Below are 13,260 nucleotides of genomic sequence, written 5' to 3' on the forward strand. Positions count from 1 at the left end.
ATCAATGCAACATTCTTCCAGGCAATCGATCACGTCGATTAGCTTTGGTATGGCAAGGGAGTAGTAAATCTTGGTGCCTACCTTAAAAGAAGAGAGCACACCTTTATCCTTCAGCGTAATCAAGTGCTGGGAAGCAATAGCTTGTGGCAGGTCCAGATACTTATAAATTTCCGTAACAGTCATTTTATCTTCCTTGCCAAGCAAGTCCACTATCGCCAGTCTTTTCGGGTGCGCCAGTACTTTGAGCATGGCGGCCGCCTTATCTATTTTTTTAGATTCAATTCTAGACAACAAACTTTTCATAATTAATAATTATACCTAACAGTTTCTACATACATTTAAACAATACAATTCATATTAAGATATATACGGCAACAGCGACATTTGGCTGATGTAGCTTCAAAGGATTTTTAAAATTTTCTTCTGAAGGCTCCCATAACACAACACACTCCTTGTCAGACACATCCTGAATGCTGAATTGAGTAGATGTACGTATAAAAATTAAAATTGGATATATAAAATACTTAATGTTAATAGATTACTATATGGCCCTTGCCCGATTGACTCCCTCCGTGAATTGTACAACCTGACTTCCTTTTACCAAAAATTTAGTGTCGTAACGCGCATTCCCAGCACAGTACAATCCTAACCTCTGGGGAGCATTAGGATTTCGCGGGTCTGTACGCTCCGATGTATTTTTGTACCTTTGCGGTCTGTAAACCCTTAACTACAAACAAACCCATGAAAGAGCTTCTCGAAAAATTTGAGAATAAACGCCCTGAGATAGTATTTGAGTGGAAAGACGCTGAAACCGAAGCCGAAGGCTGGGTTGTGATCAACTCGCTGCGCGGTGGTGCGGCAGGTGGTGGCACCCGTATGCGCAAAGGTCTGGACAAGCGCGAGGTAGAGTCATTAGCCAAAACCATGGAGGTGAAGTTCACCGTATCCGGTCCTGCTATCGGAGGAGCCAAGTCGGGAATCAACTTCGACCCGGCCGACCCGCGCAAGCGTGGTGTGCTAGAGCGCTGGTATAAGACCGTTATTCCGCTCCTGAAGAGCTACTACGGAACCGGTGGCGACCTTAATGTGGACGAGATACATGAAGTAATTCCAATTACAGAAGACTACGGCCTGTGGCACCCGCAGGAAGGCGTTGTAAACGGACACTTCAATGCAACCGAGCCCCAAAAGATCAACAAAATAGGTCAGCTCCGTCAAGGAGTGATCAAAGTAATCGAAGACCCGGCTTACACTCCGGCTGCTGCTCGCAAGTATACCGTGGCTGATATGATTACAGGGTATGGCGTGGCCGAGGCTATTTGCCATTACTATACCATATGGGGTGGTTCGTTTGAGGGTAAACGTGCCATCATACAGGGCTGGGGCAATGTAGGGGCGGCGGCTGCCTTCTACCTGGCAGGTAAGGGCGTTAAAATTGTTGGCATTATCGATCGGGCGGGTGGTCTGATCAATGAAGAAGGGTTCACTTTTGAAGAAATCAGAGAACTGTTCCTGGGCCGGCAGGGCAATGCACTCTACACCGAGAATCTGGTCCCGTTTGAGGAGATGAATAACCGCATCTGGTCACTTCCTGCCGAGATCTTTATACCTGCCGCTGCATCGCGCCTCGTTACTCGCGGACAGCTTGAGCAAATGATCGCCAGCGGTCTGGAGGTAATCTCCTGCGGGGCCAACGTGCCATTCCAGGATCCGGAGATTTTCTTTGGTCCTACCGGTGAGTTCGCCGATCGAAACATATCCGTTATACCTGACTTTATCGCTAACTGCGGTATGGCCCGTGTGTTTGCTTACCTAATGGAGAACGAAGTGGAAATCACCGATGACGCCATCTTCCATGATATCTCCCGCGTCATTCGGGAGGCACTGGAGAGAACCCACACCAAGAACCAGGCAAAAACAGAGATCGCCAAGACTTCTTTTGAGATAGCACTTAGCCAACTGCTATAATATGATGCTTATGGACGATATAAGGATATATCTTTCCTATGAGTTTTTAGGCAACACGGTAGCGGCTTACCTTTTGTTCGTCACTATCCTGCTGATCGGTTATATTTTTAAGACTCTGCTGTCCAGGTTGATTACCGGCATCATCTTCAGGGTGGTGAAGCGCTTTGCAGACGAGGAAGGCCAGGCTAGTCTGAAGCGCTTCCTGATACAGCCGCTGGAGATGGTGGTGTTTTTGGTATTTCTTTTTCTGGCTGTTAATGTGCTGAAGTTTCCATCCGGGATAGAATACATCGGCGGCCCTATGCTGCAGATAGCCCTATTTCGCATCTATCAAATCTTCATCATTGCAGCCATTACCTGGGTTATTACACGCTTCATCGATTTCTTTGGGCTTGTATTCCAGCGCAGAGCCAGCCGCACCGCTTCCAAGCTCGACGATCAGCTTCTGCCGTTCTTTAAGGACTTTACCAAAGTCATCATCTATATATTTGCCTTTCTGGTGGTGCTGGGTTCGGTTTTCGGAGTGAACGTAGCGGCCATTGTAGCCAGTTTGGGTGTAGGTGGTCTGGCCATTGCCTTTGCCGCCAAAGAAAGTCTGGAAAAACCTGCTCGCCTCTTTCACAATCTTCCTGGACCACCCTTTTGTAGTAGGTGACTTGGTGGAAGTAGGTGGCGTAACAGGTGTGATTGAAAAGATAGGGTTCCGAAGCACCCGTATACGCACCCTGGAGAAGACTTTCGTGACCGTGCCCAACAAGAGCATGATCGACAAGCCACTCAACAACCTGAGCCTGCGCACTTTCCGGAGAGTACAGTTTGACGTGAACCTGACCTACGACACAACATCAGCTCAGATAAAGGCTATCACCAGCGAGCTGCAGGAGTACATCGACAGCCACCCACAGACAAACCTGGACGGCCGCATCCGCTTTCAGAACCTTGGAGCGAGCTCTAAGGACGTTATGGTACTCTACTTTGTGGAAGCTCTGGATTGGAACGAGTTCATTAATATCAAAGAAGAAGTTGCCTATAAGATCGTGGAAGTAGTAGAGAAGCACGGTGCCGACTTTGCTTTTCCTACGCAGACACTGCATGTATACAAGGAAAATAAGCGGAATGCTCCGCAGGCCCCTGAGACGGCTCATTTTCCTCCCTCTGACTTGCAATAAGTAGGAGTACTTACACAGCTATAAATAAAAAAGCCGGAGAAACTCCGGCTTTTTTTTCACCCTTATATTTTCAAACTGCAGCCCCTCTTTCACCATTATTGGATCTTACCAAGGAAGCTTACAGTAACTTTTACATCTATTCCCAAAAATCAACGCAAATCATTATTGTAATTTTGTTTTATCTAACGACCGAATACCAGCCAGGTTATACAATCAACAGTATTTTTTTAACAAACATCCAATTTAGCAAGGTAAACGACCATTAACAAGGGATGTAAGTAAAATATAATTTTTGAAATACTACACTTACACCTGCAATAACACCCCACCTATACCTGTTTGAGATAACCTCATCCGTACGAACACTTACCAGGTATAGCCGCTATACTATAGCCCTAGTCAAAGTCGAAATACTCTCCTTCCTGCAACTCCACTTTCTTCTCCTGCTTTACTGGCTTTTTGCCACGCAGCAGGTCCTTTAGCTCCTGTCCTTCTTGCTTCAGGTCTGTTTTAATTTTCTCACGCACCCGCTCGTTGTCATACGCTAGCTTAAAGTCGCTCTCCTTGCCGCGTAAGGTCAGGAAAAGCGAACTATTCCCTGCATCCGGATCATCTGCCACCACCCCATATACACTGTCACGGTCAGGGCGGCTCCCCTTGGACAACGGCAGCTTGATGCGGTAGTCCATGTCCTGATCAAAGGTATGGGTTCCCGAGATGGACACTGAAGGCATAGCCGACAGATTGGAACGAATGTCCATCTCGGGAATGAAGATGGTGCGCTGCTGTATCCAGAAATTGTTGCTTAGCTCCGCAAACTTCATATTCGCCAACTCTGACCGCTTTACGAAGGCGGACATCTTCTGCATCGGAGCAAAGTTGATCAGCTGTCCGTCGCGCACGGTAGCGGCAATTTCGGCCTGCATCAGGTCCGTCTTGGCATTTAGTTGACTATCAAAATACACGTCCGACACAATGTTGGCCGTTAGTTTACCTCGCAGGTGCTTATCGGAAATAAAGCTTTGCCCAAAGTTCTCGAAAACATAGAACAAGCTATCAACACTCATATTACTTAGCTTGGTGGCTGTGCTCACCTTGATGTGGTCACGGTTGCGGGCATCCAGGTTACCGCGCACGGCAAAGTTGCCTCCTATGGCATTGAACGAGATATTGGGACTCGACACGATTTGGTTACGCAGCTTTACCTCTCCTTTGATGTGCTCTCCTCTGAAGCGCCTGAACTTCGACTGCCGGATAGTGGCGCTCAGGTCGAAGGCGATATCTGGTGAAATGTTAAACTTATAGGCGCCGCTACTGGTTTGCCTGGCATCGGCTGGGGTATTCAGTTCTTCGCTAAGCAGTTGGTCAAAATCCAGGTACTGGCTACTGAAATCTGCCTCCACGAGCAGGCGCTGTCTGTCAAGCAGCAACCAGGCCATGACATTGCGAAACATACCATTCAACACGAAGTCAGAATCTCCCAATTGGCCCCTAAAGTCCGATACCGCCACATCATTCTTCTTGAAAATGAAGTTGCCATTCAGGCTCTTCAGTGGCATCGGCATTTCCTTGAGGTTCAGCATTACGTTGTGCAGCGTAATATCTCCGCTTGTGTTCAGGGTGCTGTTGCCTGGTCTTGCCTTAAACTCCTTTAGGTTACCTGCAAAGGCGATGCGCACATCGGCCAGGCCACTACCGCTTTTTACTTCATCGAGCTGCAGCAGACTGACTACATAGCCCACATCCAACATACCTTTGGCACTGAAGGCCAGGTAAGGGTTATTAAAGTTACGATAGGTCAGACTCCCCTCAAAAGGCCGCTTATTCAGCACGCCTTTCAGGTTTTTTAGCTCCAGCAACGATGTTGCGGAGCTTTTTCCGCTACCATTTGTAAAGTATCCGTCCAGGTGCAGGCCCTCAATCTTCTGCTTTGTGTCAGGATGAAAGAAAGATGCGTTCCGGGCGCCAAACTCAAAAGCCACTTCCGGGTTATGCTTGGCTGACACTTTGCCTTGCACGGTACCTTTAAAGAAGACATCGCCCTCGCTGCGGTACTGGCTATACTCACGCGTGATCTGCTGGGGCAACAGCGAGAGCAGCGACTGTATATTAGTGTCCTTACCCTGCAGCTGCAAATCCAGTTCTGTCGTACCGCCATAGGCGATCTGTCCGCCGACTTCGTAGGCGGCGCCTTCCACCTGCACTACTGATGGCTTTAAGGCAATAGTATGCGCTACCCGATTAATGGTAAGGGCTGTGTGCAGTGCAACAGCCTTTTCTTTAAAGTACTCACTCTCTCCTATCCGGATCGTGCTTATAGTGGCATTACCTTTCGTTTCCAGCGCTACCTCGTCATTTGTGATGGCCATAGCGGCAACCAATTGCGATGCATCGGCTTCAATGTAGTGATTTAACTGCAGGTCGGTATAGCGTACGGCGACCTGGCTCAGATTGATCTTTTCCAGATTGAAAGCGAAATCGCCGGAAGAGTCGCTGGAATCAGTTGCAATGATGTGGTAGTTGGCCTGCCCGTTTTTCAGTACACGCACATGAATAGAGCCGTTCTCCAGGTATAGCTGCTTCACATCATATTTACCCCGGATGATATCAAACACACTGAAGGTGAAATACAGTTTCTCGGCCCGAGCCAGCGACGAGTCACTCTCTGCTATACCTTCATGCACGTTTACCTGATCAAGCGCCACGGCCACCTGTGGAAACTTATCGAAGAGGGAGAGCGAAATCTTACCGACGTCTACCTTTGTTGTGATGTGCTTGTTGGCTTCGGCCACAAACAAGGCGATTATTTTATCCTGATACGCATACACCAAGCCCGCCGAAATGCCTGTAATCGCCACTGCTGCCAGGGCGATATAAAATAGCACTTTTTTCACAACACGATTTCGTCCCAAGAGAAAGTTCAGATTTTAAGCATCTTACAAAAGCTAAAGGTACTGCAGTATTCACACGTGCACAATAGGCCCGAGGGCACGAAAAAAAATTTTAAGATTTTTTTTCCAAATGTTTTGCAGTTCCAAAAAAACGCCCCATATTTGCATCATCAAACGGGGACAACAGGTCAACGAAACGATAAAACGGGGTGTTAGCTCAGCTGGTTCAGAGCACCTGCCTTACAAGCAGGGGGTCACTGGTTCGAATCCAGTACGCCCCACAAAAGGACAACTGTAAAGTTGTCCTTTTTTTATGTCTATGCTTTTCTGTTTAGCTTGATATTCAAGGCTATACCTATCCCTCATCAAACCACCTTCTATACCTTAACGCCCATCCTGGTGTATTGGTATGCCAAACACTTAGCACGAAGTAGCTAAATCAAAAAAGGCCACACCTGTTATCGGCTGGCCTATACCTGTATTGCTTCAAATTGTTGCTTATACTTTATCTAAAAACTGCTGGTGCAGGCTGAGTGCCTGCGGGATGATCAGTTGCTGATCATCGTTGTAGACAATGTGCTGTGCCCGGGCAATCTTCTCTTCTTCGCTTAGCTGTTTGCTGATAATCGCTTTTATATCAGCTTCCGTACGGTGTGGGTCACGCTTAAGCAGGCGCTTAAGGCGCACCTCCAGCGGAGCAGTCACGACAATAATTTCATCCATCTGCCGCCACGACTCCGACTCAAACATCAGCGCGGCTTCCTTGATCAGATAGGGGGCATTAGCATTCGACGCAGCCCAATGCTCAAAGTCGGCGCCCACATGTGGATGCACCAGGCATTCAGCTTCTCTAGTCTCTCCTGGTTATTGAACACCACCGATGCCAGATAAGCGCGGTTCAGTTGGCCCTCTGAAGTATAAGTTTCCCTCCCAAAAGCCTCTTGCAATTCAAGCTTTAGCGCAGGATCATGTTGCATCACCCACTTGGCGCGGGTGTCAGCGTCATACACAGGTACACCTAATACTTGGAACAGGCGGCACACTATTGTTTTGCCTACCCCTATCCCTCCGGTTATACCTATCTTGAGCATAAAAACTACTTCTGTAAAACGGCTTTGATGCGCTCAGGCCAGAGCATGATGTTGCGGGCTCCGGCGGGCTTCTGCACCAGTTCAGGCACCACCGTAGAGTCCTGCCGGTTATACCTTGAAAAGTCTACAATGGCTTTGAATGCTTCTGAATTGATAACAGCTCCTGAGTCTTCTAGGGCGAGATAACGAATCAACACCACCTGCGGTCGTAAGGTCACATCTGTATTTAAAGGCACATTCACCATCTCTGGGGTTACCTGGAGTTCCCGCTGCTGCAGGGGTCTAATCCTGACTGACACCGTGGCTTCTGTTATATCGGACTTTACCAGCGACTTATTATCATATTCGATGGGCACAACGATCTTGGCCGACTCAGTCATATTAGTAATAGGCAGTCGCAACACGAAAGGGCTCGGCAAACTGTCGACCATGGAAGACGGCCCTCGGAAGGTGATAGTGTCAGGATCAATGCGAACAGGGCGCAGCATCGCATGGCGTTCACCTGTTACTTTCTGCGTAGGATCGAGCTGCAACGCGATACGGCGCGTTACCTTCTCGTTGAAGTTGAAGAAAAGGGTATCAGTTACAACAAAGTTAAGCTGCAGACCATCCATGGCATTCACCAGAGCGGGACGCAGGGCAGAGCCAAGCAGATAATTGTTGCGGGGCAAGTTACGGATGTAGATCTCGGCAGGCTGTACCTCTACCCGAAGTGCTTTGCGGAGGAGTTTCCACCCCCGGCCGGTGACATTAACTGCTACCTCTTCAGGCAGCGGGTTGATCGGTACCAAGCGCTGATCATTGAATACAAAACGCACCGGGTAGGTGGTTTGGGTAGAGTAGCTTTTGTTGAGGGCATTGAGTAGCCAGAAAGTAGAGGCCGCCACAAAACAGAGCACTACAATTCGCCAGTAGTGCTCTGTTTGGGGCTTAAACGGCCTTACAAACCATAAAATGATATTTCGGGCTTTCTCAAACGACAAGGTTTCTTATCCTTATTTCACTTTTGCAGTGGCTTCCAGTGAGATAGCAGATTTTTCAAACACCAGGCGTACGCCTTTGTCTACTTCTATCTCTACGGTGTCATCGTTTACTGCTGTTAAACGACCATGCAGTCCGCCTATTGTCACGACCTGCATGCCTTTTGTAAGCTCTTCACGAAATTTTTTCTGGTCCTTCGCTTTCTTCTGCTGCGGACGGATCATGAAAAAATAGAAAACAAGGATAATAGCGCCGAACATCAGGAGTTGTGGCAGCATGCCACCATCTGGTGCGGCTTGGAGGAATATCGTTTGCATAAAAAGGTTGTACGCTCTGTTTAAGAGTGATTATTAGTTGAGTCTTACAGGGCCGTCAGCGCCTGCAGTCGGAATGCTTGATGTAGCCACATTGCCTTTCATCGCAATGCGAACAATGTTAGGCTCCGTGTTGGCACGGATCGTAACGGTAGGCGCCTGCTGGCCAGCCTTGTTGTTACTGTCGAAACGCACTTTCACTTCACCCTTCTGACCTGGAGCTACAGGATCTTTAGTCCAGTCAGGTGCAGTACAGCCGCAAGAGGCAGACGCACTCTCAATCACCAATGGCGTTTTGCCTGTGTTAGTGAATGTAAAGGTATGCTCTACCACCTCTCCCTGCTTGATCGTACCGAAGTCGTACTCAGACTCCTCAAACGTCATAACAGCTGCATTTTCAGTGCTGGTCGTTTGGCTGGTCGGCACCACGTTCGGGTTGTCGATCTGCTGTGGCTGTTCGGCTGTAGCAGTTGTCTCAGCGGCTGTTGCCTCTGCTTCTGTTGTGTTGTTCTGATCGCAGCTGGTCACTGTCATGGCAGCGCCAAGTGCTAGGGCAAATAAGAAATTCTTTTTCATATCAGTTAAACAGCTTTTGAGTTGATTATAGTTTCGAAATGATGTGCTGTGCAAATTCCATGGTGCTGGCATTACCACCTAAGTCGCCTGTGCACTGCTCGCGGTTAGCAAGCGTAGCGTCAAGGGCCGTCTCAATGCGGTTTGCCTCTTCTTTCAGGTCGATGTGATGCAGCATCATGATGGCAGAGCGCAACAGGGCAGTTGGGTTTGCCTTACCCTGGCCTGCAATATCAGGAGCAGATCCGTGTACAGCCTCAAAAATAGCCATGTCGTTGCCGATATTCGCGCCGGATACTACGCCCAGGCCACCTACCAAGCCCGCGCACAGGTCAGACAGTATATCACCGAATAGGTTTGTGGTCACAATCACGTCAAACTGCTCCGGCTTGATCACCAGCTGCATACACATGTTGTCGATGATCTTGTCGTCGTACTGGATGTGCGGATATTCTTTTGCAATTTCACTAGCTTCGCTCAGGAACAGGGCACCCGCGCTCTTCAGGATGTTGGCCTTGTGTACAGCCGTTACCTTTTTGCAGTTGTGCTTGTTGGCATACTCAAACGCAGCACGGATGATCTTACGGCAACCCACACGTGTCAGGCGGGCCACAGAGTCAGAGATCTGCAGGCGCTCGTCAAACATCTCCAGCCCAGAGTACAGGCCTTCGGTGTTCTCGCGGAACAGTACCAGGTTCACGTTCTCGAAGCGGGTATTTACGCCAGGTGTAGTCTTGGCAGGGCGCACGTTGGAGTACAGGTCGAACATCTGGCGCAGCTGCACGTTGATGCTCTTAAAACCTTTGCCTACTGGCGTTGTGATAGGGCCTTTCAAAGCCACTTTATTCTTCTTAAGCGAAGCAATCAGTGTAGATGGAATCAGCTCACCGATCGAGTCGAAGGTGGTCTGTCCTGCATTTTCCTCTTCCCAGGTTACAGGTACGTTTGCAGCGCTGAAAATGGCTTTAACGGCTTCTGTGATCTCTGGTCCAATCCCGTCGCCGGGAATCAGTGTAATCTCTCTCATGTTTATATTTCTTTCCTGCTGTTAATCTCGTTGATAAGTGAGTCGACATCGCCCAGTAACTTCTCGGCTTTGTCTTTGGCATCCTGTATCACACGCTGTCCTTCTGACTTGGCAGTAGTAGGCACCAGGTTACGATCCTCCACCAATTCTTCCAGCAGGTCTGAAAGGGTGTCGCGATACTTTTCAAGGCGGTAGCTTAGCCAGCTGCGTGTCTCTCTCCCTTTTTCAGGGGCAAACAGGATGCCAGCTGCAGCTCCCACAGCGGCTCCGGAAACGAAAAACAGTATATTGCTCGTTTTGCTCATAGGATTATCTCTATACTTATATATTAGGTATGTCGTTTTCCCCTATTACGGTATATCGGGGCTTAAAGACGCACTATACCTTATTTGTTGTCGATCAAACCGCGGCCTGACTTACGAATATCTCCTTTCGAGGTCAGTTCCTGCGCCATCTTGTCCAGTACACCGTTCACAAACTGCTTGCTCTTAGGTGTGCTGTACAGCTTCGAAATCTCAATGTATTCGTTGATGGTCACTTTCACGGGTATGCTTCGGAAGATGTGCATTTCGCAAAGCGCCATTTTCAGGATGATCTTGTCTAGCAGGGCCACACGCTCCACATCCCAGTTCTTCACGCTTTCGGCTATCATGGCCTCGTACTTTTCGTCATCCTGCAGTGTCTGGTGGTAGAGCTCTTCAAAGAAGGCTTTATCGTCTTCCCAGTTGGCCGAGAGGTCCAGTAGCACGGGCTCCTCTTCGGTCTCTTCGCCAAACATCTTGACAGTCTTGTTGACCAGGCTTTTCACGATGGATTTATTCTCCACCCAGTTCAAATCCTGCTCTTCAAACAAAGATTGTAAGTTTTTTTCTTTAAAAATAATGTTTTTGAAAATATGTTTCACCACCTCCAGGTCCTCTTCAAGGGTAGGTTCAGGTAGTGCGAGGTAGTTCAGAAAGACCTCATCCTGCTTGAGGATGTTCTTATAAACCGCACGGATTTCGCTGATGTCAGAACCCCAGCTGATGTTGCGGCGGATGATGTTTTCCTGATAGGACTTGTTGCTGAGGATGCGCTGTGCCACGCGGTTGTTCAGGAAACGCTTTACGTCCGGACCTTTAGCCTCCGTGAAACGCTTCTCTTTCTTTTCCTCTTCGTCTTCCACCAACTCGTTCAGCAGTTGCAGTATTTGCAATGTGCCCAGGTAGTGGTCGTAGATACGCTCCACAGCGCCCATCATCTGGTTGCTGTAATGCTTGTAGTCCTTTTTGAGGGTATTCTGGTAGAATACGATCGCTCTGTTTACCGCATCTATTATCTCCTTGTCGGTCTCTTCTGTTTCGAACTGGCCGGTTTCGTGCCACTCTTTGAAGAGCAGCTGAGCAATCTGTTTACGGCCTTCAAGCAGCTTACGATCCTGCACTTCCATAGAGTTCAGGTCTGGAGCGAAGTCGTCTGCTATCTGGTCAAGTGCCAGCTGGTAATCCGAACCTTCGGCCTGTTTGTAGGCATAGATGGCTTGCATAGCCTTGATTCGAAGTGTTCTGCGGTTGAGCATAATGGTATTTTAAAGAACGTGTTGGTTGAAATGTATTAGTACTCTTAATTAATGCCGAAACATCAGGTATAGCAGCTTATTGCTATAGTAATTTTATACGAAAAGGTAAGCCAATTCGCTAAAAACAGGGTAAGTGTAAAACAAAAGTGCCACAGGTTAATGCAGCACTTCTGTTTTATCATCTTTTCAATAGAAGGACATTAGAAAGTAGATCTTACTTTGCTGATGCTGTTGATACGCTTCTCAGCCATTTTAGTGGCGGCCAGTTGCGTATAGATGCCTTCTTTCTCGGCCAGTTCGAAGATATCCAGGGTATAGCCGTAGATACGCTCTGTCTGTGCATAGGCGCTCTCGCGGTTGTAGCCCTGCAGCTCAGAGTACACATTGATCAGACCACCCGCATTGATCAGGAAGTCCGGTGCGTATACGATGCCTTTCTCTACCAGCGCAGGACCGTGAACGGCCTCGTCGCGCAGCTGGTTGTTTGCGCAGCCCGCAATTACCTGGCACTTCAGGCGACCCAGTGTGTTGTCGTTGATGGTACCACCCAAGGCGCATGGCGAGTAGATATCCACGTCCAGGTCGTAGATCTCGTCCATACCCACGATCTGGGCGTTGAACTTAGAAGATACTTCGCGCAGGCGGTCTTCGTAGATGTCTGTGATGAAGATCTGAGCCTTTTCTTTGGCAAGCAGCTCTACCAGGTAGCCACCAACGTGACCAACACCCTGTACAGAGATTTTTTTGCCGCTCAGTGAGTCAGATCCGTAGGCCTTCTTGGCAGCGGCTTTCATACCCATATAGGTACCGTAAGCTGTTACCGGAGACGGGTCACCGCCACCGCCCATTGACTCAGGCAGACCAGACACGTGCTCCGTTTCCATACGGATGTACTCCATGTCCTTAGTAGTCATCCCCACGTCCTCAGCAGTGATATAGGCACCGTTCAGGTTCTTAACAAAACGGCCGAAACGACGAAGCAGGGCTTCGTTCTTGTCTTTTTTGGCGTCGCCGATGATCACGGCTTTACCACCACCCAGGTTCAGGCCAGAGATAGCGGCTTTGTAAGTCATACCTCTCGAAAGACGCAGCACATCATCAAGCGCTTCAGCTTCAGAAGCATATGACCACATACGGGTACCACCCAGGGCAGGGCCAAGTACTGTGTTGTGGATACCGATGATAGCTTTCAGACCAGTTTCTTTGTCGTGGCAGAAAACTACTTTCTCATGGTTATACTCTGATATCTGACCGAAGACCGACTTGTCTTTCTTCAGTTCAACTTCTTTTAGTTCGACCATTTATGAATTTGATTAAGGGTTATTCTATCTTTGTAGAAGCGAGGCAACAGATACCCCGTTTTTCGTGCTGCAAAATTAATTCTTTTTTTGATTAATTCAATTTGTACCTTCTAAGTCTACGTAAAAGCCTCTGAGCTTCATATTCTTGCTGTGAAATCACTCCGTTATCTCAATAAATATCTCCTCAAGTATAAATACCGTCTCCTGTGGGGCCTGGTATTCATCATCATATCCAACTTTTTCCAGATTCTGCCTGCCCAGGTGGTGCGCCATGCCTTTAACCTGATCAAGGAGGGCATCAACCTGCACAACCTTTTTGAGGGTATGGCGCAGCAGGAAACAGTTTACGACACCTTTGCCAGCAGCATACTAGTGTATGGGGTAATC

The 13,260-nt window shown here is 48.3% G+C and carries 12 protein-coding genes, 1 tRNA gene and 2 pseudogenes; 5 read left to right on the top strand and 10 right to left on the bottom strand.

Annotation, left to right across the window (positions count from 1 at the left end):
• On the bottom strand, positions 1-249 hold a 249-nt coding region (locus tag O71_RS07560; RefSeq protein WP_007655011.1), incomplete at its 3' end, for a helix-turn-helix transcriptional regulator.
• Between the two features lie 492 nt (positions 250-741).
• On the opposite strand from O71_RS07560, the gene O71_RS07565 reads away from it, so the two are divergent.
• From O71_RS07565 to O71_RS21590, 3 genes are read left to right on the top strand one after another with little or no spacing between them, the layout of a single operon-like run.
• The gene (locus tag O71_RS07565) at positions 742-1,968 is read left to right on the top strand and encodes a Glu/Leu/Phe/Val dehydrogenase dimerization domain-containing protein (protein ID WP_007655013.1); all 1,227 of its coding nucleotides are present in this window, start codon (positions 742-744) and stop codon (positions 1,966-1,968) included.
• A 10-nt stretch (positions 1,969-1,978) separates the two neighbouring features.
• A complete protein-coding gene (locus tag O71_RS21585; RefSeq protein ID WP_192811650.1) occupies positions 1,979-2,623 on the top strand; it encodes a mechanosensitive ion channel domain-containing protein in 645 nt (214 codons plus the stop codon).
• Positions 2,547-3,137 carry a mechanosensitive ion channel family protein gene (locus O71_RS21590; protein ID WP_071530857.1) on the top strand — a complete coding sequence of 197 codons (591 nt, stop codon included), beginning with the start codon at positions 2,547-2,549 and terminating at the stop codon, positions 3,135-3,137. Before O71_RS21585 ends, O71_RS21590 begins: the two co-directional genes overlap by 77 nt.
• Positions 3,138-3,532: 395 nt before the next feature.
• Here the strand turns inward: O71_RS21590 and O71_RS07575 are convergent, their stop codons facing one another.
• Positions 3,533-6,031, bottom strand: a complete 2,499-nt coding sequence (locus O71_RS07575; RefSeq protein ID WP_007655019.1) for an AsmA-like C-terminal region-containing protein — start codon at positions 6,029-6,031, stop codon at positions 3,533-3,535.
• A 203-nt stretch (positions 6,032-6,234) separates the two neighbouring features.
• On the opposite strand from O71_RS07575, the gene O71_RS07580 reads away from it, so the two are divergent.
• Positions 6,235-6,309: transfer RNA gene (locus tag O71_RS07580), tRNA-Val, on the top strand.
• A gap of 217 nt (positions 6,310-6,526) precedes the next feature.
• On the opposite strand, the pseudogene coaE reads toward O71_RS07580, so the two are convergent.
• From coaE to O71_RS07620, 8 genes and pseudogenes are all read right to left on the bottom strand, one after another.
• Positions 6,527-7,119 (bottom strand): annotated as a pseudogene (coaE, locus tag O71_RS07585) (dephospho-CoA kinase).
• 5 nt (positions 7,120-7,124) lie between these two features.
• Positions 7,125-8,102: a hypothetical protein gene (locus tag O71_RS07590; protein ID WP_007655021.1), complete on the bottom strand. Its 978-nt coding sequence runs from the start codon at positions 8,100-8,102 to the stop codon at positions 7,125-7,127.
• Positions 8,103-8,114: 12 nt separating this feature from the next.
• Positions 8,115-8,417: a preprotein translocase subunit YajC gene (gene yajC / locus O71_RS07595; RefSeq protein WP_007655023.1), complete on the bottom strand. Its 303-nt coding sequence runs from the start codon at positions 8,415-8,417 to the stop codon at positions 8,115-8,117.
• Between the two features lie 33 nt (positions 8,418-8,450).
• Positions 8,451-8,990 carry a DUF1573 domain-containing protein gene (locus tag O71_RS07600; protein ID WP_007655025.1) on the bottom strand — a complete coding sequence of 180 codons (540 nt, stop codon included), beginning with the start codon at positions 8,988-8,990 and terminating at the stop codon, positions 8,451-8,453.
• Between the two features lie 25 nt (positions 8,991-9,015).
• Positions 9,016-10,014: an isocitrate/isopropylmalate dehydrogenase family protein gene (locus O71_RS07605; RefSeq protein WP_007655027.1), complete on the bottom strand. Its 999-nt coding sequence runs from the start codon at positions 10,012-10,014 to the stop codon at positions 9,016-9,018.
• 2 nt (positions 10,015-10,016) lie between these two features.
• On the bottom strand, positions 10,017-10,319 hold the full coding sequence (locus O71_RS07610) for a YtxH domain-containing protein (protein WP_007655029.1): 303 nt from the start codon (positions 10,317-10,319) through the stop codon (positions 10,017-10,019).
• An 80-nt stretch (positions 10,320-10,399) separates the two neighbouring features.
• A complete protein-coding gene (gene nusB / locus O71_RS07615) occupies positions 10,400-11,539 on the bottom strand; it encodes a transcription antitermination factor NusB (RefSeq protein ID WP_237717759.1) in 1,140 nt (379 codons plus the stop codon).
• Positions 11,540-11,772: 233 nt separating this feature from the next.
• Positions 11,773-12,873, bottom strand: coding sequence for a Glu/Leu/Phe/Val dehydrogenase (locus tag O71_RS07620; RefSeq protein WP_007655033.1), 1,101 nt, complete (start codon positions 12,871-12,873; stop codon positions 11,773-11,775).
• Positions 12,874-13,023: 150 nt separating this feature from the next.
• On the opposite strand from O71_RS07620, the pseudogene O71_RS07625 reads away from it, so the two are divergent.
• Positions 13,024-13,260, top strand: a pseudogene (locus tag O71_RS07625) (ABC transporter); the annotation flags it as partial.

The organism is Pontibacter sp. BAB1700, from assembly GCF_000277005.1.
In the GTDB taxonomy this organism is placed as follows: domain Bacteria; phylum Bacteroidota; class Bacteroidia; order Cytophagales; family Hymenobacteraceae; genus Pontibacter; species Pontibacter lucknowensis.

Coding starts and splice junctions, on each gene's coding strand:
- O71_RS07565 (WP_007655013.1), top strand. CDS start 742: ATGAAAGAGCTTCTCGAAAAATTTGAGAATAAACGCCCTGAGATAGTA.
- O71_RS21585 (WP_192811650.1), top strand. CDS start 1,979: ATGGACGATATAAGGATATATCTTTCCTATGAGTTTTTAGGCAACACG.
- yajC (WP_007655023.1), bottom strand. CDS start 8,417: ATGCAAACGATATTCCTCCAAGCCGCACCAGATGGTGGCATGCTGCCA.
- O71_RS07600 (WP_007655025.1), bottom strand. CDS start 8,990: ATGAAAAAGAATTTCTTATTTGCCCTAGCACTTGGCGCTGCCATGACA.
- O71_RS07605 (WP_007655027.1), bottom strand. CDS start 10,014: ATGAGAGAGATTACACTGATTCCCGGCGACGGGATTGGACCAGAGATC.
- O71_RS07610 (WP_007655029.1), bottom strand. CDS start 10,319: ATGAGCAAAACGAGCAATATACTGTTTTTCGTTTCCGGAGCCGCTGTG.
- nusB (WP_237717759.1), bottom strand. CDS start 11,539: ATGCAAGCCATCTATGCCTACAAACAGGCCGAAGGTTCGGATTACCAG.
- O71_RS07620 (WP_007655033.1), bottom strand. CDS start 12,873: ATGGTCGAACTAAAAGAAGTTGAACTGAAGAAAGACAAGTCGGTCTTC.